Annotated in this window: 19 protein-coding genes; 8 read left to right on the forward strand and 11 right to left on the reverse strand. The window is 54.3% G+C overall.

The genetic code is table 11. From position 1 onward, the window contains the following. Positions 1–10: 10 nt before the first annotated feature. Positions 11–973: a PLP-dependent cysteine synthase family protein gene (locus TRESADRAFT_RS10980; protein WP_002705719.1), complete on the reverse strand. Its 963-nt coding sequence runs from the start codon at positions 971–973 to the stop codon at positions 11–13. Positions 974–1,126: 153 nt separating this feature from the next. Here TRESADRAFT_RS10980 and TRESADRAFT_RS15700 point away from each other — a divergent pair, with 153 nt between their 5' ends. Next, the gene (locus TRESADRAFT_RS15700; protein ID WP_002705720.1) at positions 1,127–1,618 is read left to right on the forward strand and encodes a hypothetical protein; all 492 of its coding nucleotides are present in this window, start codon (positions 1,127–1,129) and stop codon (positions 1,616–1,618) included. Here TRESADRAFT_RS15700 and TRESADRAFT_RS10985 read toward each other — a convergent pair. Continuing rightward, positions 1,599–1,871 (reverse strand): hypothetical protein, encoded by a 273-nt coding sequence (locus tag TRESADRAFT_RS10985; protein ID WP_002705723.1) that lies wholly within the window; start codon positions 1,869–1,871, stop codon positions 1,599–1,601. The genes TRESADRAFT_RS15700 and TRESADRAFT_RS10985 overlap by 20 nt on opposite strands. A 100-nt stretch (positions 1,872–1,971) precedes the next feature. Between TRESADRAFT_RS10985 and TRESADRAFT_RS10990 the strand changes: the two genes are divergently transcribed. Then, on the forward strand, positions 1,972–2,271 hold the full coding sequence (locus TRESADRAFT_RS10990; protein WP_141607353.1) for a hypothetical protein: 300 nt from the start codon (positions 1,972–1,974) through the stop codon (positions 2,269–2,271). A gap of 8 nt (positions 2,272–2,279) precedes the next feature. On the opposite strand, the gene TRESADRAFT_RS10995 is transcribed toward TRESADRAFT_RS10990, so the two are convergent. The 5 genes from TRESADRAFT_RS10995 to TRESADRAFT_RS11015 all read right to left on the reverse strand — a co-directional run bounded on the left by TRESADRAFT_RS10995 (position 2,280) and on the right by TRESADRAFT_RS11015 (position 9,976). Next, the gene (locus TRESADRAFT_RS10995; RefSeq protein WP_002705726.1) at positions 2,280–2,768 is read right to left on the reverse strand and encodes a hypothetical protein; all 489 of its coding nucleotides are present in this window, start codon (positions 2,766–2,768) and stop codon (positions 2,280–2,282) included. Between the two features lie 369 nt (positions 2,769–3,137). Next, complete coding sequence (locus TRESADRAFT_RS11000; RefSeq protein ID WP_002705728.1) at positions 3,138–3,575, reverse strand: hypothetical protein; 438 nt, start codon at positions 3,573–3,575, stop codon at positions 3,138–3,140. A 506-nt stretch (positions 3,576–4,081) separates the two neighbouring features. Beyond that, the gene (locus tag TRESADRAFT_RS15305) at positions 4,082–5,845 is read right to left on the reverse strand and encodes a methyl-accepting chemotaxis protein (RefSeq protein ID WP_002705730.1); all 1,764 of its coding nucleotides are present in this window, start codon (positions 5,843–5,845) and stop codon (positions 4,082–4,084) included. A 122-nt stretch (positions 5,846–5,967) separates the two neighbouring features. After that, positions 5,968–8,109, reverse strand: coding sequence for a helicase-associated domain-containing protein (locus tag TRESADRAFT_RS11010; RefSeq protein ID WP_002705732.1), 2,142 nt, complete (start codon positions 8,107–8,109; stop codon positions 5,968–5,970). Between the two features lie 22 nt (positions 8,110–8,131). Beyond that, the gene (locus TRESADRAFT_RS11015; RefSeq protein ID WP_002705734.1) at positions 8,132–9,976 is read right to left on the reverse strand and encodes a DNA repair helicase XPB; all 1,845 of its coding nucleotides are present in this window, start codon (positions 9,974–9,976) and stop codon (positions 8,132–8,134) included. Between the two features lie 288 nt (positions 9,977–10,264). Here TRESADRAFT_RS11015 and TRESADRAFT_RS15310 point away from each other — a divergent pair, with 288 nt between their 5' ends. Continuing rightward, positions 10,265–12,331: a methyl-accepting chemotaxis protein gene (locus TRESADRAFT_RS15310; protein WP_002705736.1), complete on the forward strand. Its 2,067-nt coding sequence runs from the start codon at positions 10,265–10,267 to the stop codon at positions 12,329–12,331. A gap of 63 nt (positions 12,332–12,394) precedes the next feature. Here TRESADRAFT_RS15310 and TRESADRAFT_RS11025 read toward each other — a convergent pair whose 3' ends face one another. Together TRESADRAFT_RS11025 and TRESADRAFT_RS11030 are read right to left on the reverse strand one after the other, a co-directional pair. After that, positions 12,395–13,090 (reverse strand): MgtC/SapB family protein, encoded by a 696-nt coding sequence (locus tag TRESADRAFT_RS11025; RefSeq protein ID WP_002705738.1) that lies wholly within the window; start codon positions 13,088–13,090, stop codon positions 12,395–12,397. Beyond that, complete coding sequence (locus tag TRESADRAFT_RS11030) at positions 13,083–13,856, reverse strand: hypothetical protein (RefSeq protein ID WP_002705739.1); 774 nt, start codon at positions 13,854–13,856, stop codon at positions 13,083–13,085. Before TRESADRAFT_RS11030 ends, TRESADRAFT_RS11025 begins: the two co-directional genes overlap by 8 nt. 52 nt (positions 13,857–13,908) lie before the next feature. Here TRESADRAFT_RS11030 and TRESADRAFT_RS11035 point away from each other — a divergent pair, with 52 nt between their 5' ends. Then, positions 13,909–15,138, forward strand: a complete 1,230-nt coding sequence (locus TRESADRAFT_RS11035) for a dicarboxylate/amino acid:cation symporter (RefSeq protein WP_002705740.1) — start codon at positions 13,909–13,911, stop codon at positions 15,136–15,138. Between the two features lie 100 nt (positions 15,139–15,238). Here the strand turns inward: TRESADRAFT_RS11035 and TRESADRAFT_RS11040 are convergent, their stop codons facing one another. Further along, positions 15,239–17,002: an EAL domain-containing protein gene (locus TRESADRAFT_RS11040; RefSeq protein WP_002705741.1), complete on the reverse strand. Its 1,764-nt coding sequence runs from the start codon at positions 17,000–17,002 to the stop codon at positions 15,239–15,241. Between the two features lie 138 nt (positions 17,003–17,140). Then, positions 17,141–18,298: an FAD:protein FMN transferase gene (locus tag TRESADRAFT_RS11045; RefSeq protein ID WP_002705742.1), complete on the reverse strand. Its 1,158-nt coding sequence runs from the start codon at positions 18,296–18,298 to the stop codon at positions 17,141–17,143. Positions 18,299–18,437: 139 nt separating this feature from the next. Here TRESADRAFT_RS11045 and polA point away from each other — a divergent pair, with 139 nt between their 5' ends. The 4 genes from polA to TRESADRAFT_RS11065 all read left to right on the forward strand — a co-directional run bounded on the left by polA (position 18,438) and on the right by TRESADRAFT_RS11065 (position 24,802). Beyond that, positions 18,438–21,329: a DNA polymerase I gene (gene polA, locus TRESADRAFT_RS11050; protein WP_002705743.1), complete on the forward strand. Its 2,892-nt coding sequence runs from the start codon at positions 18,438–18,440 to the stop codon at positions 21,327–21,329. Continuing rightward, positions 21,311–21,958, forward strand: coding sequence for a dephospho-CoA kinase (gene coaE / locus TRESADRAFT_RS11055; RefSeq protein ID WP_002705744.1), 648 nt, complete (start codon positions 21,311–21,313; stop codon positions 21,956–21,958). Before polA ends, coaE begins: the two co-directional genes overlap by 19 nt. Next, on the forward strand, positions 21,955–22,812 hold the full coding sequence (locus TRESADRAFT_RS11060; protein WP_002705746.1) for an SPOR domain-containing protein: 858 nt from the start codon (positions 21,955–21,957) through the stop codon (positions 22,810–22,812). Before coaE ends, TRESADRAFT_RS11060 begins: the two co-directional genes overlap by 4 nt. Before the next feature lie 229 nt (positions 22,813–23,041). Continuing rightward, on the forward strand, positions 23,042–24,802 hold the full coding sequence (locus TRESADRAFT_RS11065) for a methyl-accepting chemotaxis protein (RefSeq protein ID WP_002705748.1): 1,761 nt from the start codon (positions 23,042–23,044) through the stop codon (positions 24,800–24,802). The last annotated feature ends 88 nt before the right edge of the window (positions 24,803–24,890 follow it).

The following is a 24,890-nucleotide window of genomic DNA, read 5'->3' on the forward strand; positions in this document are numbered from 1 at the left end:
AAAGCCGACGTCATGCGAACAGGTTTGTGCTCAGATAGCGCAGGCCTGTGTCAGGAAGGATTACGACGATGTTCTTTCCTTCGTTCTCGTCCGATTTCGCTAAATCCGTCGCCACGGAAAGAGCCGCTCCGCTTGAAATTCCCACAAGGATTCCGTCCGTCCTCGCAAGAAGGCGGGCTGCCTCGAAAGCGGAGTCGGGAACAATCGTGACTACATCGTCGATGTATTCCTTGTTCAAAACTTGCGGAACGCGCTCTTTTTGGACATCCGTAAAATTGTGGACGCCAGTCACGATTACGTCATTCACCGGCGGCTGAACGCCCACGACCTTCACGGAAGGCTTTTTCTCTTTGAGGAATCTTCCAGTTCCTGTAATCGTTCCGCCGGTTCCCGCGCAGGCGACGAAAATGTCGACGTCGCCTTCCGTGTCGTTCCAGATTTCACGCGCGGTCGTGTTGTAGTGCGCCTCAGGATTCGCCGGATTCGACACTTGGTCTATGAAGAAGCTGTTTTCGATTTTCGGAATGACTTTTTCTTTCAAAACTTTTATTCCGGCGACAAAATCTCCGCCGGTCTCATCGAGGACTTCCACATACTCGGGAACTTCGCTCAAGTTTATCAGCTTCGCACCGAACGCTTTTATGACCTGCTTGCGCTCTATGCTGACTTCATCCTGAATGTAGACGACGAATTTGTACCCCTTCGCGGCCGCGAATGCCGCGACGGCGATTCCCGTGTTACCAGAAGTCGTTTCGACTATCGTAGTCTTTCCCGGAGTGATAAGCCCCTTTTTCTCCGCGGTTTCGAGCATGTTGAGCGCGATTCTGTCCTTCACGCTGCTTTCCGGGTTGAAATATTCGAGTTTCGCAAAAATCTTTGCCTTGAGATTGAGTTTTTTCTCGTAGTTTGTCAGCTCCACAAGCGGAGTGTTTCCCACCAGCTGCGTGATGGACGTGTATACTTTCTTTGCCATTTCGTCATCCTCCATTTTTTTCAATCAGAGATGACGTAGGTATATTTCTTTTGCCGAATCTTTACCAATACAATTTTTTGATAACGAAATAGCTTTTTCCTATGGCTATGTCCTGAAATAAAGTGGTTATGTTTAAATACTAACTAATTATGTATGATTAAACTCACAGATTGCTTTTTTGAAGAAGTTTACGGTCTTGCACGCTTACAAGAAGAGAATAATAGGTCATTTTTAGGAAAGATTATAAAATACATTACAAGTTTTGACGATTCAAAAACTTATTCATTTAGTCAAATTATGAGAATCTGTGTGTCTGTATACAAGACCAGTAAAAAACAAGAAAACTGGAATAGCCTTTCACAAGATTATTTTGAAGGAAAGAGTCTTGACGAATTTATAGAAAAAATCTGTGTAAATAATAATAACATGAAAAAATCTTCAAGACCCATAGAGAGGTCTAAGATAGGATTGTCTGAACGACAGTCTGAAAGACTTTTATACTTTGTTATTGTTTATTCATTAGTTATAGAATGGGAAAGATTAAAAAAACGAATCTCTTATACTGGTGGCCACTTTTCTACTATGAACGACCTAAAACAAGTGATTAAGTATTGGAAAAGAAAAATTACAGATGACCCTCGATAATTTTATTTATCTGGTTACATACATCTAAAAGTTCCAGGTCGTCATTACCGTCAACATCATAACAGTACTGTATCTTTAAGCCATTATCTTTTGCAATGGCTATTGCCTCTGTTAAAGGAATTCCTTTAAAAATCAGATAAAGAGGGGCATTTAGGTCATTTGGGACTTTTCTACGGATAAAAAGGTTCTTAAATCCTTCCTCTGGGGAATAATCTACTTCAAAATCTTTTTCAAGTTTTCCTAAGTCAATCATACAAACCTCCATTTTTCTGGTTTAAATATTATAACTCTTCATACATTTACCCTGTAAAAATAAGTTTATTCCTACTATGTCTTCCTTAATAATAAAACACATGGCAGATGCATTAGCCTATGCTAAGGAGCTTGGTGAAAAAGTTGCAAAAAACTACGATAGGACACCACTACATCCAAGAACATCAGTTGTTCTAAATGCCCAACTTGAGTTCTTTAGCAAGAATGCGGAAAGTGAAGATAGGAATACTTTACTTGCAGAAACCTATTATAAAGATGTCCGTATTGATTTTGAAGATGATAAAAGACCTTTTATCAAAAAATGGTTTGAGCTTTTTTACACAACTATAAAAGCAAACGGTATCCCTTTTGCACCATTCACAGAATTGGAAGTTGCCTAATTTTCAACTTATTCAACATTTTTTACTGCGTTTTCAAGAACAACACCCAAATTATAAACATTTTCTAGGTGTTGTTCTTTGTCCTCAACAGTTATGAACTTGTTTTTGTAATCACACCACGCATCAAACCATTCTTCTATTTTGTCCTTTAATTCTGGTGTAAAATTTGACTCATAATCTACTGGCATTTGTCGCTCTCTGAACATTACTTCAATACCTTCACGCAGTTTATAGACCTTGTAACCTTTTACAATGTTTTCATAGTAATTCTTGACTTCTTCAAAAGTTTTCAAAGACGTTACAGGGTGTTTCGGACTTCCTTTATCAGGATAACCGTAAATCATAGCAGAATCGCCGAAACCGTTTTCTGTGGGGTCACGACCTATGAATACCCCGTTATAAGTTTGTAAATACTCAGATAACACAAAATACTTTTCATTCAGTTCTGGCGTTACTGCATTCAAGATTTCTTTTTCTAACGTTTCATAAAACTTCATAATTATTTCCCAAACTTAATTGTTATTAAGGGTATTATAATCTATCCACTATTTACCCTGTAAATAATGCCACCAATTCTATAAAAAACGTCAAAAACGCACTTATGTCTTTATAATTAGCATAGTGCGTTTTATCATTGCCGTAAAATACTTTTTTAGTTCTTGAAGCTATTAGTTTAATGTGCCATTAAAGATATTGATATTGAAAACATCAGAGAAAATTTTGTCTTTCAAAAGAATCAATCCCAGACAGATTTTGAATCAATCAAATCACCGACGGGGCCACGGAATTAATATGGGAAGTATAATCTGACTTACTTTGATAAAGGCTATGACGAGGAAACGCATAGCCATATATGATAAGTTTCATTACATTCTGTTTCCATTTTCGTCGTAAATAATTTCTTGAACGGGCTTGGGGTACCCGTCACAACCAATCTCAAGTGAGTCTATAACAACGTCTGATACTTTAAGTTCTTTTGCATAAGCAATTATGGCTTCTTTATCTTGTTTTAAGGATTCTGTTTCGGTGGCATTTGTGGACATTGGACAAATAGAGTATTTCCCATCCTGGGTTGCCCATTTTTTCATACCTTCGGTAAAACTGAAAACACGACCCTTTCCTTTCGGAGCGGCTGTATCAAAACTGTATAAAGCTTTTTCGGTTTCTGATACAATAATGCTAGTTTTTAAACATAACACAGGATATGAGAGAGTATTTGTTACAATTACATACTTATCGTCTAATTCAACATAAGTCTTTTGTTTTTTTTCGAATAGGCTTCTAATCATCCTTAAAATGTCCATAAATAATTCCTCCATTTTCTGGTTTAAATATTATAACTTACCCAACTGTTACCCTGTAAATTATACTTCTTCAAAAAACTGTTTCTTATAACAAATCATAAGTAGCGCCATAACGCATACATCCCCACCTACTATAAAATTTCCAAATCTGCAAAATGTATTCACTAAAAATCCGCTCGGGTTTTACTGCGTTTTCGCGGTAAAAACAAAGCCCCCCACAAAGCAGCAGAACAAGTCGCGTGAATCACGGGGCTTTCTGCCAAAAAAACGCGCGTCGCTATAAAAACAACGCGCAAGAATCCGCTCGGGTTTTACCGCGTTTTTCGCGGTAAAAACAAAGCCCCTCCATGAAGCAGAAAAACAAGTCGCGTGAATCACGGGGCTTTCTGCCCTCAAAAAAAAGCGCGCTGCCTTTAAAACAACGCGCAAGAATCCGCTCGGGTTTTACCGCGTTTTCGCGGTAAAAACAAAGCCCCTCCATGAAGCAGAAAAACAAGTCGCGTGAATCATGGGGCTTTCGTCTTAAAAACTCCAATTATTTTTGACAGTTCCCTTGCGTTTGCGGAAAGCTCCTCGCTCATCGCGGCAAGTTCCTCGGCGGCGCTCGCGTTCTGCTGCACGACGGAATCGAGCTGGATGATTGCCTGGCTTACCTGGCGCACCCCGTCGTCCTGCTCCTTGCACGACGAAGAAATTTCCTCGATGAGGTACGTCGTCTGCTTGATGTCGGGGATGACGTTGGCGATTTTCTCTCCCGCATTGTCGGCGGCGTCGAGCGTCTGCTCGGAAAGCTCCACAATTTCGCCCGCGGAAATCTGCGAGCGCTCCGCGAGTTTCCGGACTTCCGACGCGACGACGGCGAATCCTTTTCCGGCTTCTCCTGCGCGCGCCGCCTCGATTGCCGCATTCAGCGCGAGGATGTTCGTCTGCTTCGCAATGGCTCCGATGACGCTGATTTTCTCTGCGATTTCCTTGACCGCGTTCACCGATTCCGTCACGGCCTGCCCGCCCGCCTCGCTTTCCTCCGAGGTTTTTTCGGCGAGGAGCCCGGTTTTCTGCGCGTTCATCGCAGTCTGGCTGATGTTCGACGCCATCTGCTCCATCGTCGCGCTCATTTCCTCCGTCGATGCCGCCTGCTCGCTCGCTCCCGACGAAATCGCCTGGCTCGACTCGCTTATCTGCTCGCTTCCGGAAAGAACCTGCGCCGCAGTCTCCTTTATCCTGTTGACGATTCCCTCGAGCATCGCGATGAACGTGTTGACGCCCATGCCGAGGCGCGAGAATTCGTCGTTTCCCTTCACCGCAATCCTGAACGTGAGGTCGGCGTCGCCCGACGACAGGTTGTCGATCGCCTTGCCGATTGCGTTCAGCGGGCGGATTATCCGCAGGTAGAACTGCGATATTATAAGGACGAGAATCGCTATGGTGCAGAGCGCGACGACGACGACGAGCGGCCTGAATATTTCCTTCGACACGGCCTCCACGACCTTGAGCGGGCGCCCGAGGTAGAGCGTCGTCAGGAACATCCCGTTCCTGTCCTTGAGCGGGAAGTAGAATGCCGTGTACGCGATTCCGTTTATCTTCGTGTGGAGCGATGTCGATGTTCCCCGCTTCGCCGCGTCAATCAGCCCGGTGTCGGCAATCTCCGTCCCCTGCATTCCCTGTATGCTCGTGTATGCGCGCGTCGTCCCCGAAAATATCGTGACGTCGTTTCCCGTGTAGGACGACACCGTGTCAATCAAATCCATCGTCGATGCTTTCGTTTTCGTTATCACTGCCCCGAATACGGCGGTGCCGTTTTTGAGCGGCCGTGCAATCATCGCGAAAATGTCGTTTCCTTCCTTCACGAAATCCGCATAGGCCTCTCCGCTCAGGACCGTCGCTATGATGTCGCTCCGTCCGCACGTCCCGTATTTCGTGTCGGAAATCTGCGCGCCGTTCTTTTCGTAGAACGACACCGAATCGATTTTCATAAAATCGACGGCGCTGCGTGCTATCTGCGACGTGAATTCCCTGCCGTATCCGCGCAGCGGGTACTCGTCAACAATGGTGCGCTCTATCCAGTCCGTCGTCTGGGAGGATTTTTCCATCACATAGTCGATTTCCTCGAGCATCACGGTCGCCTGCTCCTTGAGCTCGCCGGAGAAATACGAGGCAATTCCGGAGTTGAGTTTGTTGCTTACGGTGTAGAAAATGGCTCCTGAGTATAAAAGTATTCCTATCACAAGGATGGCACAGATGAGCTTTGACACCGATTTTTGCTTTTTCATTTGGAATCTCCTTTTTCACAACACACTATTCTAAATGCAAGGCCGGAAATTGTCGAACTCTAATTTTCAGAATATCTTCCGAATTCGCGAGGCGCAAAAGCCTTTCCGCCGTCGCGGGCGTCTTATCTTCTGAACGCGGTGTCGTAAATCCGCCGGACTTTCGTCGCCTGGCTGATTGAGAACGTCCTGATGTCGTCGCTTCCGGAAATCCGCATCGAGACGCGCACGTCGTCGTCGGATTTCTCCGTGCCCGAAGGAATCCCCGAGACGCTCTCGACGCCGGAGCTTTCCTCGGACGCGAACGTTATCTCTATCGGGCATTTGTCCGTCACCGCCTGCTCGATTATGTGTACTTTTCCGGTGAAGTCCATCCCGCCCGCCTCGATTTTCGCGAATTTCACGCTCTCGGCTTTGAGCTGGCTTTCGTCGAGCACGATTTTTCGGTTTATGCGGAAGAGAAGGCACTCGCGCTCCTCTTTCGTGATGTCCATCGAGTCGAGGATTTCCCGCATTTTGTCGAAATGCGCCTTCCGCTCCTCGACCGAGGTGATGTTCCCGCATTTCTTTTCCCCGCAGCCCTCAATCATCCGCGCCCTGAAGACGGGGAATTCCGCCGCGCCGTCGCTTTTCTCCGCGGTGCGCACCTTTCCGATGAAATCAAGCCCGCTTTCCGCGATGAGCCTTGCCGCCTGCGCGTCGCTTTCCGCGTTTATGAGGAAGATTCCGGGCGCGAGCGTCTCGGCAATCAGCGGCGCGAGCGCGGGATTTTTCGTCACGAGCGGGATTTTCTCCTCGCTCACGCGCAAAACGTACCCCCTGAAAAGCGACACTGACGAGAACGAATTCCTCCAGTCGTCGAGCGAAACCGCGATGTTCTGCGGAAGCTCGTGCATACACGCGTCGGACAGAACCTCGCTTATCTTTTCCTCCGTCATCCCCGCGTTGAATGCCCGCGTCACGGATTTTTTCGTAATCTCGAACGAGACGGCGGTGTCGAATTTCCTGAGCTCAAGAATATTCGCAAGGTCGATGAGCGCGATGAGCGGGCGTCCCGGAAAAACCATCGCGCTGAACGCCGCGTCAATCGAAAGAACTTTCCGCTCCGTGCCCGACGGCGGGGCAAGCAAATCTCCGATTCCCGAAATCGGGGCGAAAATGTCGTTCTTGTCGCAGTCGATTCCGCGGATGCGGAGGAGCCCCAGCTCAAGCGCGGAATCGAAAAGCCGCTCGAACGACGAGAAGACGCATCCCGTCCGCTTCATCTCGTCGAACGCGTTTTCCTTCTGCCCGTCGCTTTCCGCCTCCGCCTCCGTTTTCCGCGCCCGCTGTAGAATCGAGGCGAACCGTCCCGTCGCGCCGAACGCTTCCTCGCCGCCGTCCCGCCGCGTGTTCTCCGTCGCCAGGTACATCGTCCGTATCATGTTCTCCTTGGTGAATCCCGTCCGGACGGAAAGAAGGACCTCGATGAGGAGCTTTGCCTGCTGGACGAGCATCCGCCGCGAGAACCGTCCGAGCGACGAGACTGCGATGTACGCGTACTGGAGCGCCTCGGGAAGATGCGCGAACGAGCGGAATCGCGGCATGTCAACGGAAAGCGAGCCGGAGCTGTTCGTCACGAGGATTGACATGTTCTCGAACGCATCCTTGAGCCGCTTTATCGGGGCCTGCCCGCACTGGAAGCGCGCCTCAATGTCCGCCGCCGCCCGCTTCTTGAACGAGCCGTCTGCCTTGCATATGTCGCCGTTCTCGCTGACAAACGCGGCGAACGCGAGGAGAAGCTCCGGCGACAGCCTGAACCCTTCCTTCGTGTTCTCCTTCTCGACGCATGACTCCCACGCGAGCACGGATTTCGTCGCGATTGTCGAAAGCGTCTCGTCGAGGTGCGGGTTTACGAAGAGGAAGTCGCCGTGCTTGTAGAGGACAAGACGCTCCTCAAGGTTCAGAATCCGCTCGTATAGTTTTGAGAACGTGAATTTGCCGCAGAAGAAGTCCGCGATTTTCCGCGGCGTCGCCTCCGAGATGAATTTGACGGCGGAGACGACCTCGATGTCGGACTCGCTCAGAAGCTCCGCGATTTTCCGTTTGTTGTCCGGCTTCCGCAAAAAGGAGCTGAGCTCCTCGATGAGGTTCTGCTTGTTGAACGGCGATTTCAGCTCGCCGAGGTACATCCTGATAAGCTCGAAGAACTGCGCGTCGCCCATCGTCGCGAGCGATTCCCTCCATTCGACTATCCTCTGCGCATGACGCGCCTGTTCGCCTGTCATCCGATTTTCCTCCTAAAAGCCGTCACTGCCCGCAGTATCCGATTGCCGCACCGCCGGAAAGCTCGTCGTCAAGGTCGTCCTCCGTCTCGCAGCGCGCAATTCTGTACGAATATCCCTGCTCGGCGAGGAATTTCTGCCTGTTCGCGCCGAAATCCTCCTCCGTCGTGTTCCTCGTTATGAGCGTGAAGAAGCGCGATTTCCGTTCCTTCGGGCGCAGAATCCGTCCGAGCCTCTGCGCCTCTTCCTGCCTGCTTCCGAACGTGCCGCTCACCTGTATTGCGACGCTCGCGTCGGGAAGGTCGATTGCGAAATTCGCGACTTTCGACACGACGAGAACGGAAATCTCGCCCGTCCTGAATTTCCGGTAAATCTCGTCGCGCTCGGAATTCGGCGTGCGCCCCGTTATTATCGGGCAGCCGAGCATCTGCGCTATTGACTGGAGCTGCTCGATGTACTGCCCGATGACGAGAATCTTGTCGTCCGGCGACGATTCCACGATTCTCCTGACGAACGATTCCTTCGCGGGGTTCTCGCTCGCGATTTTGTGCTTTTTGCGCTGGTCGGCAACTGCGTACTCGATTTCCATGCTCTCGGGAAGCGGAACCTTGACCTCGATGCATTCCGCCGTCGCGATGAATCCCGAATGCTCCAAATCCTTCCACGGGACGTCGTAGCGCTTTGGCCCGACGAGGGAGAAGACGTGCCCCTCGCACCCGTCCTCGCGCACGAGCGTCGCAGTCAGCCCGATTCTCCGCACCGCCTGAATCTCCGCGACGACGCGGAAAACTGGCGCGGGGAGCATGTGCACCTCGTCGTAGACAATCAGCCCCCAGTTGCGCTGTCGGAAAAGGGAGAAGTGCGGATACGGCCCGTCTTTTTCCGGCCGCCAGGTGAGAATCTGGTACGTCGCCACCGTTACGGGTTTTATCGTCTTCGACTCGCCCGTGTATTCGGAAATCTGCTCGCGCGTGAGCGTCGTCTTGTCAACGAGCTCGTCAATCCACTGGTGGACCGCGCTGATGTTCGTCGTGATTATGAGCGTGCTCGTCTTGAGGAGCGCCATCGTCGCCATCCCGACAATCGTCTTGCCGGCGCCGCACGGAAGGACAATAGTCCCGAATCCCGTTCCCGCGCCCTTGTCGCCGACAATCGAGTCCGCCGCCTCGCTCTGGTACTGTCGCACGCTGAACGGCTTTCCCGCCGCAGTCGTCGCCCTCAATGAGAATTCAAGCGGCTCGCCGTCGCTCATCGGGACGTCGTCCTTTACCGGCCAGCCCATCGAAAGAAGCTCCTGCTTTATCGTCCCCCGGAGCGTGAGCGGCATCGAGAAGCAGAATTTCCGCTCCTCGTCCGTTATTGAAAGCTCACTGTCTGTTTCCGCCGACACGGGAACGTACTCGCACTGCGCAAGGTATTTTTTCCCGACGCGCGACGCGTTGATTTCGCGGAACACGTTCTGGTTTTTCGTGACGAGGTAGAGGTAGTCCTCGCGGATTTTCTTCGCGCTCCCTTCCTTTTCGGGGACGTCGATTCCCGGGGCGGGGACGAGCCTGAGCTTGCCGAACCTTCCCGCCGTCTCGGAAATCCAGACCGCGACCGATTGCGGGACGTCGTATTTCGAGTATTCGTTCAGGACGCGCACAGCATCCTCAGGCTTGAATCCCGCGCCCGCCGCGTTCCACAATGAGAGCGGGGTGAGCTTGTACGTATGGAAATGTTCCGGTGATTTCTCAAGCTCCGCGAACGGGACAAGCGCGTGCCTGCATTCGTCGGCGCGGGGCGCGTGCACGTCAAGAAGAATCGTCCTGTCGCTCTGCACGATGAGCGGGTTTTCGAATCGGTTTTGGCTGCTGTTCGTCGAATTCATAGAACGGTCATTCTAGCATTCCGCCGTTGCTTTGTAATCCCCATGCGGCTTCCGCCATGAAATCGCGTCGGCGGGAATCCGTCCGTCGTGGCGAAATTTTTCGATAAAAAGAACATCCGAACTATAAAAATTATGTTAAATAATTCTTATTTTAATTATAATTAGATGTTTTCCGTTCGGGGAATGCGGGCAAAAACGCAAAAATGGCTCTGTCTTTTTGGCATCGCAGTTTTATGAACCTGCTCGGGAAGCTGTTTTCATGACTGTTTTTATTTATGGAGGACGTTTATGCCCAAAATGAGGAAGGTTTTTGCGGGAATTGCTTTGGGAATTCTTGTTCTTGTCTGCGACATTTTTATCGTGAACAAAATTTCGCAGTATATGTTCAGGATTGACGCGAACGCGAGGATGGAGCTTGCCGCCCGACTCCGTTGCACGGAATTCGAGATGCGCATGAGCGAGCAGCTGACAATCGTACGGCAGCTCGTCAAGACGCGCTCTGTCAAGGAATACCTGAAGGATCCCGACGACCCGATGCTCAAGATGAACGCGTTCCTCGATTTCGAGTCGTTCAGGGATTCCTTTTCGAGCCATTCGATTTACTGGACGTCGGACGTCGACAAGGTTTTCTGGAACGACATGAAGCCGCAGTACGTCGTCGACCCGTCGTTGCCTAGCGAATACTGGTACAACATGACGCTCTACAAGACGGACGAGTACAACTTCAACATCAACTACAACCAGCAGATAAACGTCGTCAATCTGTGGGTGAACGCCGTCGTCCGCGACAATGGCGTTCCGATTGGGATGGTCGGGACTGGAATCGAGCTTTCGAGCATGCTCAAGTCGATGGTCGACGGGCTTGATTCCGACATAGAGATTTACCTTTACAACAACGAGCTTGAGATTACGGGAAGCAGGGACACTTCGATTATAGAAAAGAAAATCCCGATTGTGGAGCGGATGCCGCACCTCAAGGGCATCGACCCCCTTCCGTCCTCGCTGACGATATCCAGCGCCCGCGACGGCGAGTATCTTATCATGCCGCTTGACCTCGTGAAGTGGCATCTCGTGCTGAAAGTTCCGTACGACAACGCGTCGTTCCGGAAATTCGCCGCGCTCCCGTTCCTCATCAGCCTGGCAATCATCGCCGTTTTCATCCTCCTTTCCGTGACGATTCTGAGCATAATCGGGCAGCTGCGCATCCTCAAGGGTGCCGTCGCCGACCTTTCGAGCGGGAACGCCGACCTTACGAAGCGCGTCGTGATGAGAAGGCGCTCCGTCTTCCGCGTGTTCGACGAGCTTGTCGCCGAGGTGAACAGGTTCCTCGAGAAATTCCAGGGCATCACGTCCGAGATTAAGGATTCGGAGTCGAAGCTCCGCGTGGTCGGACGGGACATGAACGGAGCGGCCGACAATGTGGGGCGCGCAATCAGCGAGATAATCGGAAGCATAAACGACGTCGGCGCGTCGATGTCCTCGCAGGAGAGCAGCGTCCGCTCGGCGGCGGGCGCCGTTGACGACGTGGCGGGGAACATCGACAGGCTCGACAAGATGATAATGGCGCAGGCGGAGCAGGTTTCCTCCGCGTCTTCTTCCGTAGAGGAGATGGTCGGGAACATCCGCTCCGTGAATTCGACTGTCGATGCTATGGCGGATTCGTTCGGCGAGCTTGAATCGCGTTCCCTCGACGGGCAGTCGAAGCAGCACGCGGTGAACGAGAAAATCTCTCAGATTGAGGAAATGTCGAGGATGCTTCAGGAGGCGAACAGCGCAATCGCGTCGATCGCAAGCCAGACGAACCTCCTGGCGATGAACGCGGCAATCGAGGCTGCCCATGCGGGGGATGCCGGAAAGGGATTCGCCGTCGTCTCCGATGAAATCAGGAAGCTGTCCGAGACGTCCTCTACGCAGTCGAAGACAATCGGCGAGCAGCTGCGGAGCATCCAGTCGTCGATTGCGGAAGTCGTGTCGGCTTCGCAGGATTCGAGCGGCGCGTTCACGGCGGTCACCGACGAAATCAAGCACACGAACGAGCTCGTTCAGCAGATTAAGGCTGCGATGGTTGAGCAGACCGAAGGCTCCCAGCAGGTCATCGACATGCTCGCGCGCATGAAGGACAGTACCATCGACGTCACGAGCGCGGCGCGCGACATGGCGGACAGGAACAAGAAAATTCTCCGGAACATGGACGATTTGCAGGATTCGAGCCGGATTATGAAGGAGTCGATGGACAAAATGTCGTCCGGGGCGAGCCGCGTGAGCGAAAGCGGGAACGAGCTTTCGGAAATCTCGTCGCGCATGAGGGAATCTATCGCCGACATCGGAAATCAGATGTCGCAGTTCACCGTGTGATTCACCGGCTCAAAAAAAAGGCGCGCGCAAAAAACGCGCGTCTTTTTTTGTCCGCGCGGGAAATCAGTCGGTTATGGAGAATTCCGACAGCGCCCCGATTTTGGAAAGCTCGTCAATAAGGGCGGAAAAGTCGTCTTTTTTGGGCGACTTCACCGAATAATGGAAAATCATCATGTTGCTCGCGATAATCCGGCTCATGTTCATGTCGGAAACCGTGAAGCCGTTGCGCTCTATCGCGGATTTCAGCTCCGCCGTGTCGATGTGCGCGCCCGGCTGGACGTCGAACGTGAGGCGGAGGCATTTCGAGCGCTCGGCGGGAAAATATTTCTGCTCGAATTTCTCGATGCCGACGAGGGAAATCACCGCGACGAGAACGCAGAGAATCGCCGGAATATAAAGCCCCGAGCCGAGCGAAAGTCCCGTCGCCGCCGCCGTCCATATGATTGCGGCGCTTGTGAGCCCCTTTATGTTCAGCCCCGTTTTCATTATCGCGCCGCCGCCGAGAAATCCGCAGCCGCTTACGACCTGCGCCGCGATGCGGGCTGCATCTCCCGCACCGGCGGCTTTCACTATGAACGTCGAGAGAATTCCGAGGAGCGTCGCCGACTCCGAAATCAGGATAAGCGTCCGTATTCCGAGAACCTGCTGCCGGTGCTTCCTCTCAAGCCCGAGGATAAGCCCCGCGCAGAAGCTCAGAAAAATCCGGAGCGCGCATACAAGAATGAAGTGGACCTCAAGTCCGATTGCCGTATTACCCAAAGAATCCGAAGCCTCCCGGGGTTTTTGTCCCCGCCTTTGTCCATGAGAGCCGCTGTTTTGCCGACAGGGGTCTCCTGAGAGAGTCGAGCTGGTCGAGATATCCGAAAAGCCACGACGAAAGAACTGCGTCGTTTGCGTGCATGTCGTTCCCTTCGTCGCACGTGACGAGAAGCGGCGTTATGTCGTCGCTTTCGACGAGGCTCGCCGCGATGTTCTCCGCGTATGCCCTGAACGCGGCTGATGCCGCCGAAAGGAACGGCGAAGACGGCTTGTCCGTCGATTTTTCGAGGATTCCCTGCGCGAGTGAATGGTTTGTCTTGTGGAGGAACACCAGTCGGAGCCGCCTTTTTTCCTCCGTCGACAACTGCGACGCGTTGCGAATCTGCTTCTGCACGCGCGTCGTAATCTCCGCGGCGATGTACTGGTAGCTCGATATAAGCTCCTCGATGATACGGACGTTCTCCGCGGTGCTCGCGATGTCGCCGTATTTCTGGAGGAGGTGCGGCTCGTCGAAAACGATTACGCACTCGTCGAGATGCCCGAATTCGTTCAGGGCTTTGAGGACGAGGGCGCGCGCGGAAAGCGCGGACGGTCTGTTCCATGATGCGCTGAGAATCCCGTTCGTCGATGTCCTCAGCCCTTCGTTATCGTCGCCCGGTTGCGGAAGCCTCGTTATAAGCGTCTTCCGCCCGCTTGTCACGGCCCCCGAGGCGAACATCTCTCCGTCAGGAAGCTCCTTGCCGGCGATGAGCAGTGTCTTTTCCATGATTCTGCCGATTATACCACACGCACATTTTATTTGATATAATTCGCCCATTATGAAAGTCTGGATAAAATATCTGATTGGAATAGCGCTCGGAATCGCGGCGTACTTCATCCTCCCGACGAAGGTGTCGTCGGTCGGCGTCGTCATTTCGGGCATCTCCGAATTCGCGGTGCGGTTCGGGCGTTACTCGCTCATGCCGCTCCTTTTTTTCAGCGCATCCTACGCGTTCTTCAGGCTGCGCGATTCGAGGACGCTCCTGAAAACGTCGTCGTGGACGATTCTGCTCGTGTTCGCGTTCACGCTCATCCTTCTCGTCATGGGAATCATGTCCGCGCTCATCGTGAAAATCCCGCGGATTCCGATAACGGGCGAGCGGATGACGGAGCTTCCGTCGGTGAGCATCCGCTCGCTCCTGATGCAGATTTTCCCGTATTCCGGGTTCGACGCGCTCAAGGACGGCGTCTACCTTCTTCCCGCGTTCGTTTTCGCCGGTTTTGCCGGGGCTGGTTGCGCGTCGGACAAGGATTCGTCCAAGCCGGTAATCTCGCTTTTCGAGTCGGCTTCGCGCCTGTGCTACGGCATTTCGAGCTTTTTCGTCGAATGGTTCTCCGTGGGGATGATTGCCGTCTCGTGCAACTGGATTCTTTCCGCGCGCCCGTATTTCGAGTCGAGGACGTTCGTTCCGCTCGTCATCCTGCTCACCGTCGATTTCGTCATCTTCGCGGTTGTCGTCTGCCCGCTCGTCATCCGGCTCGTCTGCAAGGACCCGCGCCCGTTCCGCGTCCTGTACGCGAGCATCTGCCCGCTTCTCGCGTCGTTTTTCTCGGGAGACTCGAACATATCGCTGCAGATTGCGATGAGGCACGGCCGCGAGAGCCTCGGAATCCGCGACGAGACGAACAGCTTCACGTTCCCGTTCTTCTCGATTTTCAGCAGGGGAGGGACGTCGCTCGTCATCTCAATCTGCTTCGTGACGATTCTCGGCTCGTATTCGGGGCTTGATATAAAGGTCGAGGACGTTGTGTGGCTTTTCATGTCGGCGTTCGGGCTTTCGTTCATGCTCTGCTCGCTTCCGTCCGGCGGAACGTTCGTCGCGCTGACGATTCTCTGCACGATGTACGGTCGCGGCTTTGATGCGGGATACCTGCTGTTCCGCCCGGTCGCGCCCGTCCTCTGCTCGTTCGCCGCCCTGTTCGACGTCACGAGCGCGCTTTACGGAAGCTACATAACTGCTGTGAAGACGAGGACCATCGACCACAACGAAATCAGGCATTACATCTAGGTTCCGTTCCATTTTTTCGCGAGCCGCCTGACGGCCATGGAAAAAAGGACGCCCTGCCCGCGATTGTTTCGGGCAGGGCGTTTTTTTGACAGGGCGTTTTTCAGATGCTCTGGAGCTCGCCGAGCAGGTCGTCGCTCCTGTTCTTTTCGTAGATGTCCGCGGTCGAGTCGTGCCGGATGTTGTGCTCGCGGAAATCGACCGCGCTCATCGGGCAGCCGAAATAGAATCCCTGGAATTTGTCGGGTCCGTATTCGAGAAGCTTCTCCATGTCCTCCTTCGTCTCGATTCCTTCCATGCAGACCTTCATGTTCAGCTCGTGCGCCATCTGCGTGATGTGCTTGATGACCTTGTTGTCGCCGTCGTTCCCGTGCGCCGCTTTGTGGACGAACGTGTAGTCGAGCTTGAGCGTCGAGGCGTGCAGGTACTGGAGGTAGCGCAGGTTCGAGTATCCCGTCCCGAAATCGTCGATGTCGACGTCAAGCCCGAGGTTTGAGAACGATTCCGTAAGCTCCTGGAGCGCGTTGGCGTTGTCGATGTACCCGCTTTCCGTAAGCTCCATCGTTATGTTGTGCGGCTCGACCTTCGTGTTGAGGAGCGCCGTCTTCACGTCCGAGAGTATGTCGCTTTTCTGCACCTGCACGTACGATATGTTCACGCTCATGTGGAAATCGCGCTGGATTTTGTTCCATTCGCGGCACTGGGAGAACGCCTTGATGAGAATCCACCTTCCGACGGGGACAATCATTCCCGTCCGCTCGAGGATGGGAATGAATTCGTCGGGCATGAGCGTTCCGTAATCGGGATGGCTCCACCGCAGGAGCGCCTCCGCCCCGATGATGTTCAGCACCGTCTTGTCCTCGTCGAGGTGTATCCTCTTCGCGTCGATGACGGGCTGGTAGAAAAGCTCGAACCCGCGGAAATCGTTCTTTATCGAGTCCCTGAGCGCTTCCTGCAGGTTGAGGTTCCGCAGGTGGCGCTGGTAGTCGTTCGCGTTGAATGTGACGAACGAATTCTTCCCGTGCGACTTCGCGACGGACAGCGTGTAGTTGAGCTTTCTCGTGAACGCCTCAAGATGCGAGTTGTCGTTTGTGAACGCGACTATTCCGCCCGATATCGTGAATATGATGTCGCGCCCAAGCCCCTGGTCCTGCTTGGAAATTTCGCGCTTGATGTTGTCGTAGAGTTTCTGCGCGACGAGCGCCGAAAGCCCCGTGAGGTTCATGCAGATGAATTCGGACGAGCTGACCTTGTACGCCTTTGCGATTCCGTCGCACGCCCTCCTGCATCCCTCTCCGACTTTCGCCAGGACGAGGTCCGCGATTCTTGAGCCGTACTGCTCGTTTATCGTCCCGATGTCGTCGATGTCGATTTTGAGCATGAAGCCCGACACGGTGTCCACGCTCGTCTTCATGAGCGCGAAGTCGCTCCTGAGCTGCGATTCGGTGGCGAGCCCCGTGATGATGTCGGATTTGTCGGAGTCGTTCGTGATTTCCGCGATGCCGATGAGGATTTTCGTGTACGGGTTTGATGTCGGCATCAGGTTCGCCCTGCACGTTATCCAAATCTGCCTTCCGAGCCTGTTCATCCAGCGGATTTCCATGTTCAGCTCGAATTTCCTGTTCGTCTTTATCAGCTCAATCTCGTTGGAGAACGCCGTCTTGTCGTCCTTGTGCGTTATCCTCGTCAGCTCCTCGAGCGCGTTGTCGAATTTCTCGAACGGGAAGTCGAAAATCTTGCGCGCGCTTTCGGATATGATGAACGTGTCGGCGTTTATGTCGTACATGAAGATGAACGAGTCCGTGCATTTGTTCAGCATTCGAACCATGTATTCGAGCTGCTCGATGGTCGGTTCCTCAAAATCCATACTCTTCCTCCCGATGAAATCCGCGCGAATCCCCGCAAAATCAGCCGGCAAAAGCGGAAATCGTTTGCTGATGATATAACCGCGCCCATAAATTCATCTGTAAACGGGGCTTCCCCGGAGCGCGATGGTCTGAATTTATTATCGGAATGATATGGTATAATCGTTGAGGACGACGCCGATGTATCCCTCAAGCCCGCGCGATGCCGATATGCGCGCGTCGTTCGTTATGGAGACCGCGAGCGGTCTTCCCCCCGCAACCGGGTCGAACGCGCCTTCGCCCATCATCGCGAACGATTTTTCCTTTCCCATGACGAAGAATGCCGTGCCAAGAGCGTCCGCCGCCGCCGCGTTCCTGCAGACGACTGTCATCGAAAGAATTCCGTTGTCGGCGGGGAACCCCGTTTCGGGGTCGATTATATGATGGAAGAAAACGCCGCCCGCATTTTTGTCGCCGCTTCCGTTCGTGAAAAATCCGTCGTAGATTCCGCTCGTGACGACAGCCGTGTCCTGCAGCCCCGATATCGAGACCGCGGGAATTCCTTCCGGGGCGTTCGGGTTCTTTATGCCGAGCTTCCACGGCGAGCGGTCCTTTTTCGTGCCGAACACGTATATGTGCCCGCCCAGGTTGACGGTCGCGCCCTTCACGTTTCCCTGCGCGAGGATTTCCGCGATGGAGTCGGCCGCGAATCCCTTCGCAATCGCGTTCAAGTCGAGCTTCGCCTCGGCGTCTCCCATGCAGACCGTTCCCGCCTGCTCGTCGAGCCGTATTTTCCGGAAATCGGCGTGCGCGAGCGCGTTCCGTATCTCCGTTTTTGACGGAATCCTGTCCGTGTGGATTTTCGCGTTCCGCCAGAGTTCCGTGACGGAGCCCAATGCCGGGTTGAACGCGCCTTCCGTGACGCGCGCGATTTCGAGAGCCTCGGACAGGACTTTTATGAAATCGGGGGCGACTTCGACCGGCGCGCCGCGCGCCGCGTTCACGCGCGAAATGTCCGATGCCGGCGACGAGAGGTTGAAGAGCGCGTCTATCTCGTCGAGCCGCGCGAAAATCTTGCCGTATTTGCTTTCCGTCCCGCTTTCGTAAAGGTTCACGGAACAGACGGTTCCCAGCGCTTCCCGCGACTCAGGCTCGCGCTGCCTTTTCTCGCAGGACATCGTCCCTGCGGAGAGGATGAGCGCCGCCGCCGCGATGATTTTCCGGTTCCGCGTTTTTCCCATGCGGACTGAAAAAAAACGCCTGTCACTGTTCGTGCGCGGGAAAACTGGATTTCCGGACGCGTCTGATTTTCGGCACATCGCTCTCTCCGTTCTTCGTTTTTGCCGGAAAACCGCCGGCTTTTTTGGAACCATCATTTTAACATGAATCTCGCGCGATTTCGAACGGGGCTTTTTGGCGGGAACGACTTTTTCACCTATAAATCATATAATGCGTTTTATGGAAAGTTTGGATTTTTCGGGGAACCCGCCGGCTGATTGCGGGAAAGATGGAAGAAAGACGCTGTTCATTCTCGACAGCTACGGGCTTATATACCGCGAGTATTTCGCGTTCGTGAAACGGCCCCTTACGAACAGGGCCGGCGAGAACATTTCCGCCGTTCACGGCTTTTTCAACAACCTCGCGCTGACGCTGAAGAATTTCAGGCCGGACATGTTCGTCGTCGCGCTTGACTCGCGCGTTCCCACGTTCCGGCACGAGATGTATCCGGAATACAAGGCGAACAGGCAGGAGACGCCGGACGATTTGAAGGCGCAGTTCCCCTGGATTGAGGAGATAATGGCGGCGCTCGGCATAACGGCGGTGCGCTCCGACGGATTCGAGGCCGACGACGTCATCGCGACGGTCGCGCGCAGGGCATCCGCTGAGGGGTTCCGCGTTTTCGTCCTTTCCGGCGACAAGGATTTGCTCCAGCTCGTCGGCGGGAACGTGGGGATTCTGCGTCCCGGAAAAAAAGACAAGACGAAGATGTGGGAGGAAGTCGATTCCGCGCTCGTCGAGGAGGAGTGGGGCGTCCCTCCGGAAAAAATCTGCGACATCCTGAGCCTTACCGGCGACACCGCCGACAACGTTCCCGGCGTCAAGGGCGTCGGCGGGAAGACGGCGGTGAAATTCATAAAGGAATACGGTTCCGTCGAGGCGCTCTACGAGCATTCGTCCGAGATAAAAGGCGCTGTCGGCGAGAAAGTCCGCGCGGACGAGGAGAACGCGTTCTTCTCCAAAAAGCTCGTCGCCCTCCGCTACGACGTTCCGCTCGGCGACGGGTTCTCGTTCGAGTCGCTTTCCGTCGCCTCGCTCGATTATTCCGCGGCGGCGAAGAAGCTCCGCGAATTCTCGCTCCCGAAGGCTGCGGGGCTGTTCGACGAGCTTTCGCGCGGAAAAGATAGTGAAAGCGAGTCTGTTCCTTTGAAGAAGAACGAGGGCGACTATAAAATCGTCAGGGACAAGGACGAGCTTTCCGCGCTTTTCTCCTGCGCAATCGGAAAGGGCGTCGTGGCGTTCGACACGGAGACGGATTCGCTCGACACGTGGAGCGCGAACATCGTGGGGTTCAGCTTCAGCTTTGAGGCGGGAAGCGGATTCTACGTGCCGCTGATGGGCGGTGGCGCGATGCAGAAAAACGACGCGTTCGCCTGCCTCGAAAAGCTGTTCTCCTCCGGCGCGACGATTGTCATGCACAACGCGAAGTTCGACATCGAGGTTCTCGCCGCAAACGGTTTTTCAGGCGGCCCGTGCGTGGCTGAGAGGAACAGCCGCGCGAAAGCCGGCGAGGACGGCCAGCTCGATTTGTTCGCCTGCCTCGATGACGGGGATTCCTCCGGCGGCGCGGACGACGGCGAAATCGTTTTCCCGCCGTGCGGCAGCGTTTTCGACACGATGATTGCGGCGTGGGTTCTTGAGCCGGGGCGCAGCGAGAAGAATTCGTTCTCGCTCGAGAGCCTTTCCGAGAAAATTCTCTCGCTCAAAGGCACCGAATTCAGCGAAATCGTGGACAGGGGGAAGACGTTCGCCGACGTTCCTGTCGAAGTCGCGGCGCAGTACAGCGCGGAGGATTCCGACTTCACGCTCCAGCTGTATTCCGTCCTTTCTGGGAGACTTTCCGAGGCGGGGCTTTCCGGCGTGTTCGCCACGGAAATGCGGATTCTCCCGATTCTCGCGGGCATGGAGGCGGCCGGGGTTCATCTCGACACCGGCGCGCTCGGAACATACCGGGAGGAGCTTTCCCGCGCGCTTTCCGAAATCAGAAGGGAGATATTCGACGCGGCGGGGCATTCGTTCAACATCGCGTCCCCGAAGCAGCTCGGCGTCGTCCTGTTCGAGGAGATGGGGCTGAAGGGAAAGCGGAAGACGAAGAGCGGCGGATATTCCACGGACGAGGAGTCTCTGATGGAGCTTGTCGACAATCCGTTCGTCGCGAAGATTTTGGATTACCGCGGAAAATCGAAGCTCCTTTCCACGTACGTCGAGGCGCTCCCGAATCTCGTCGACTCGTCGTCGCGCATCCACACGAATTTCATGCAGACGGGAACGGCGACGGGGCGCCTTTCCAGCCGCGACCCGAACCTGCAGAACATTCCCGTTCGCGAGGAGGAGGGAAGGCGGATTCGGAACGCGTTCACCGCCGCCAGCGGGAAAGTCCTCATAAGCGCGGACTACTCGCAGATTGAGCTTGTCGTCCTCGCGCATCTGAGCGGCGACGAGAACCTGTGCCGCGCGTTCAACGAGGGCGTCGACGTGCACAAATCGACGGCGTCGCTGATTTACGGCGTCCCGATTGGGGAGGTGACGGCGGAGATGAGGCGCAGCGCGAAGACGTTCAACTTCGGGATAATGTACGGGATGGGGGCGTACCGCCTTGCCCGCGATTTGGGAATCGGCTTCCACGAGGCGGACGAATTCATAAAGGCGTATTTCGGAATCTATTCGGGCGTCAGGGAATTCCTCGAAAAGACGGTGCGCGATGCCGAATCGACCGGGTTCACGTCGACCATTTCTGGGCGCCGGCGCGAAATCCGCGACATCGCAAGCTCGAACAAGACGGTGCGCGAGGCTGCCGTGCGCATGGCGAAGAATTCCCCGATTCAGGGAAGCGCTGCCGACATCGTGAAGAAGGCGATGATAGACATAGACGACGCGCTTTCCGAGAACCCGACCGGTGCGCGGCTCATCCTTCAGGTGCACGACGAGCTGATTTTCGAGTGCGACGACGACGAAAAGTCAATTTCCGATACGGTGGCGCTCGTCCGCGACAAGATGGAGCACGCGTACAGGCTTTCCGTCCCGCTGCGCGTCTCCGTCGAGGTGGGGAAGAAATGGGGGGAATTCCATTGATACTGTGCGTTACGGGAAAAATGGCGGCGGGGAAAAACGCCGCGTCGGAAATCCTTTCGGCAAAAGGGTTCGCCGCGGTCGATGCGGATTCCGTCGTCCATGAAATCCTCGGGGATTCGTCCGTCGTGGAAAGAATCGTCGGGGAATTTTCTGCCGATGCGGAAAAGCGCGGGATTCGGCTCGTCCGCCCGGACGGTTCGCTCGACAGGAGGAGCCTGGGCGCGCTCGTGTTCTCTGAAAAGGCGTTTCTTTCGCGGCAGGAGGCGATTGTCCTTCCTGAAGTCGACAGGAGGCTCCGCGCGTTCGCTTCCGGATGCCGCGCTCGGGGGCAGGATGCCGTGATAAACGCGACCGTCCTCCATAAAATCGGGTGCATTGCCGAATGCGACGCCGTCATTTTCGTCGACGCGCCGTTTTTCGTCAGGCTTCTGAGGGCGCGCCGGCGGGACGCGCTTCCGTTCAGGCGGATTCTTGCCCGATTTTGGGCGCAGAGAAATCTCTTCTCTAAATATAAAAAATCAAATGCCGATACATATAGGGTGAAAAACACGGGAGATTTGCGGGTTCTGGAACGGAACATCGCGGAATGCATGGAAAAAATCGAACGTGCGAAACGAGGGGAAAAATGAGCGACAAAAACCAGAACAACAACCAGAGGCGTACTTTGTGGATAATGGCGGCGGCGGGAGTGTTCCTCCTTGTCGTCGTTGGCGCGGCGATAATTCTGTATTCATCTGACATAAGCAAAAGCGGGAAGAACCAGCGCTCCGGATACGAGGCGTCGAGCGGATGGATAGTCAGCGACATCAATTCCGGGGCGATTCCGGACGGTGCGTACCATTCGGACACCCCGCTTTCCCCGTTCGCTTCCGATTACGAGGGCACGAGCGGCGCGGAAAGTGCCGATGTGGTGACGCTTGACGGAATCGGGCTTGCTCCCCAGGAAGGCGAGCCGAAAGCTTCCTCACCGGTCGCCGACAGCGTCTTTCCGTCCGACTTCGAGGGCAGCGGGAATGATTCGGATGACGGGGATACGACGATTGATTTGAACAACATCGTGAAAAGCCCGAGCGTGACGGCGCAAAACGACTTCACCGCGGCGCAGATTGAGTCGAAGGACAGGGATTCTCGCCCCTCAAAGACGGCATCGTCGAAGCCGGCTTCGTCAGGCGCGAAAAAAGCTTCTTCGGCAAAAACCTCCGCGTCAAAAAGCGGCGCGCTCGCGGACAAATTCTGGGTTCAGGTCGGCTCGTTCGAGGACAAGAACAAGGCGGACAGCGCGCGCGCAATCCTCATAAAGAACAAGATGCCGGCGGAGGTCTTCACGATTGACTCCGACGGCAAGATGAAATACCGCGTCCGCGTCGGGCCGTGCACGACAAAGTCCGAGGCTCAGGGGTGGCTTTCCAAGATTGTCGCGATTGAGCCGTTCACGAACGGGGAAAGCTACGTCGTGAATTCAAATGCTCCTGCCGTGAAGTGACAGGGGTCCGCGTCATTGCAGACAGATGTGTCCGCCCGCGTTTCGGGCGGATTTTTTTTGCTTTTCGGAAAAGATGCGCTGACACGGGCTTCCGTGCGGAGAAGAATCCGTTTTTTTGCGATGTTCCGACAACTCAAGAAGCCTGTTCGGAAACCACAATTTCAGAACAGGTCTAAACATTTTACATTGTATTTTTTGCATTTTGCGGATTCTAAAGTATCATGGTGTCATGGAATTTTTCAGGAAAAAATCATATCGCTCGCAGATTCTTTTTTTCTCCGCGGCTTTCATAATCGCGACGGCAGTTGTCGCCGTTATGATTGTCGTTCTCGGCTCGCGCCACTCGTTCAACCAGAGTACATGTGCGCGCCTCGCGCAGCTCGTGCAGATGAAGTCTCTTGAATTCGAAAGCGGGCTGAACAGCCAGATTGCGCTCGTGATGCAGATGACGAAATCCCCCGCCGTGCTCGATTTTATGGTGCATCCGTACGACGACAGGATACGCGACGGCGCGGTGAGGGAATTCGCGTCATTTCAGGATTCGTTCCTCAGCAATTCCGTTTTCTGGGTTTCCGACACCGACAAAATGTTCTATTCGGACTGCCGTCCGGCATACATCGTCAATCCGCTTGAGCCGGAGCAGTACTGGTATTCCATGACGCTCGAATGCGGGAAACCGTACAACTTCAACATAAACTACAATTCCGAGCTGAAGAAGACGAACCTCTGGATAAATGCCGTGGTGAATTCCGGCGACGGGCATCCGGCGGGAATTTGCGGGACGGGAATTCCGCTCGACGGCTTTTTCGACTCGCTGTACGAGGATATCGAGCCGGACGTCTCGATGTATTTCTTCAACCATCTCGGCGAGGTTACGGGCACGACGGACAAGCGCATCCTCGAAAAGAAGGTTTCCGTGACGGAGCTTTTGCCGGAGCTTGACGGCGTTTCGGCAGGCGGCATCGAGGACAGAATTTCGTTCGTGACGTCGGGCGGCGTTTTCGAGATACGGAGCGTCCCGACCGTCGGCTGGTATCTCGTCGCGTACAAGCCCTACACTGCGGGCGAGATGCTCAGCGGAATCCTCCCCGTCATTTCCCTCGTCCTGGTTCTCATGGCAGTTTTCATCATAACCGTCTTCAATTTGTTCCTCTCGCGGATTCTCGGCTCGATGAGCGCGGTGATGGCGAAGACGAAGGACGACGCGTCGTCGCAGGCTGGAATCGTCGGCAAGGTCAGGAAATCGGTGAGCGCGAACCTCGGCTCGATACGGATTCTCGGCGACCTGCTGTTCGAGCAGACGTCCGCGATCGAGGAGTCCGAAAAGCACATCTCCTCGCTCCTTGAGCAAATCCGCGTCCTCGATTCGTCCCGCGCCGATTCCATCCAGTCTGCGAGCGATTTGCGCGAGAGCTCGGGAAAAGGCGCGGAGCATCTTTCTGAGCTCGACGCGAAAATCGGGGCGTTGTCGGAATGCGCGGAGCGGCTCCATTACGCGAACGATTTCATCTCGAACGTCACGGAGCAGACGGCGCTCGTCTCCATAAACGCGGCAATCGAGGCGGCGCACGCGGGCGAGCATGGCGCGGGGTTCGCCGTTGTCGCGAAGGAAATCCGCAACCTCGCGGAGAAAAGCCAGGAGCACGAGGAGGAAGTCTCGGACGTCATCGGGGAGATTACGGGAATGGTTCAGGAGATGCGGAAATATGCGCTCGTCGTCAAAGATTCGTTCGAGCGCATCGTGGAAAGCGGCTCCCTCGTCAGCAGGAATTTCAGCAGGATGGCGGAGGCGATAGAGAGCCAGAATTCGCTGGGGCATACGATTGGCGACAATTTGTCCGGCATAACGGAAAGCGTCCGGAAAACGGCGGCGCAGTTCTCCGCGATGAAGGAGGAGAACGAGTCCGTGTCCGACGAGATGACCCGCGTCAGCCGGAACGCGGGCGCGCTTCTCGATTCGGCTGAGTCCGTGATGGAAAAAATCCGCTGAAAACGGGAAGTGCCGCCCCAAAACAAAACATCCCTCCGCCCGGTGTCGTTTTTCGCGGGCGGAGGGATGTTTTATTCAGCGCGGATTC

The sequence above is a fragment of the Treponema saccharophilum DSM 2985 genome (genome assembly GCF_000255555.1).
Classification (GTDB): Bacteria; Spirochaetota; Spirochaetia; order Treponematales; family Treponemataceae; genus Treponema_D; species Treponema_D saccharophilum.

Bases quoted from the DNA above. Each gene is read 5' to 3' on its own strand.
- TRESADRAFT_RS10995 (WP_002705726.1), bottom strand. From the start codon at position 2,768: ATGAAGTTTTATGAAACGTTAGAAAAAGAAATCTTGAATGCAGTAACG.
- TRESADRAFT_RS15700 (WP_002705720.1), top strand. From the start codon at position 1,127: ATGATTAAACTCACAGATTGCTTTTTTGAAGAAGTTTACGGTCTTGCA.
- TRESADRAFT_RS11035 (WP_002705740.1), top strand. From the start codon at position 13,909: ATGAAAGTCTGGATAAAATATCTGATTGGAATAGCGCTCGGAATCGCG.
- TRESADRAFT_RS11065 (WP_002705748.1), top strand. From the start codon at position 23,042: ATGGAATTTTTCAGGAAAAAATCATATCGCTCGCAGATTCTTTTTTTC.
- TRESADRAFT_RS11040 (WP_002705741.1), bottom strand. From the start codon at position 17,002: ATGGATTTTGAGGAACCGACCATCGAGCAGCTCGAATACATGGTTCGA.
- TRESADRAFT_RS11030 (WP_002705739.1), bottom strand. From the start codon at position 13,856: ATGGAAAAGACACTGCTCATCGCCGGCAAGGAGCTTCCTGACGGAGAG.
- TRESADRAFT_RS11010 (WP_002705732.1), bottom strand. From the start codon at position 8,109: ATGACAGGCGAACAGGCGCGTCATGCGCAGAGGATAGTCGAATGGAGG.
- TRESADRAFT_RS11000 (WP_002705728.1), bottom strand. From the start codon at position 3,575: ATGGACATTTTAAGGATGATTAGAAGCCTATTCGAAAAAAAACAAAAG.
- TRESADRAFT_RS15305 (WP_002705730.1), bottom strand. From the start codon at position 5,845: ATGAAAAAGCAAAAATCGGTGTCAAAGCTCATCTGTGCCATCCTTGTG.
- TRESADRAFT_RS10985 (WP_002705723.1), bottom strand. From the start codon at position 1,871: ATGATTGACTTAGGAAAACTTGAAAAAGATTTTGAAGTAGATTATTCC.
- TRESADRAFT_RS11015 (WP_002705734.1), bottom strand. From the start codon at position 9,976: ATGAATTCGACGAACAGCAGCCAAAACCGATTCGAAAACCCGCTCATC.
- coaE (WP_002705744.1), top strand. From the start codon at position 21,311: ATGGGGGGAATTCCATTGATACTGTGCGTTACGGGAAAAATGGCGGCG.
- TRESADRAFT_RS11060 (WP_002705746.1), top strand. From the start codon at position 21,955: ATGAGCGACAAAAACCAGAACAACAACCAGAGGCGTACTTTGTGGATA.
- TRESADRAFT_RS10990 (WP_141607353.1), top strand. From the start codon at position 1,972: ATGGCAGATGCATTAGCCTATGCTAAGGAGCTTGGTGAAAAAGTTGCA.
- polA (WP_002705743.1), top strand. From the start codon at position 18,438: ATGGAAAGTTTGGATTTTTCGGGGAACCCGCCGGCTGATTGCGGGAAA.
- TRESADRAFT_RS10980 (WP_002705719.1), bottom strand. From the start codon at position 973: ATGGCAAAGAAAGTATACACGTCCATCACGCAGCTGGTGGGAAACACT.
- TRESADRAFT_RS11045 (WP_002705742.1), bottom strand. From the start codon at position 18,298: ATGTGCCGAAAATCAGACGCGTCCGGAAATCCAGTTTTCCCGCGCACG.
- TRESADRAFT_RS15310 (WP_002705736.1), top strand. From the start codon at position 10,265: ATGCCCAAAATGAGGAAGGTTTTTGCGGGAATTGCTTTGGGAATTCTT.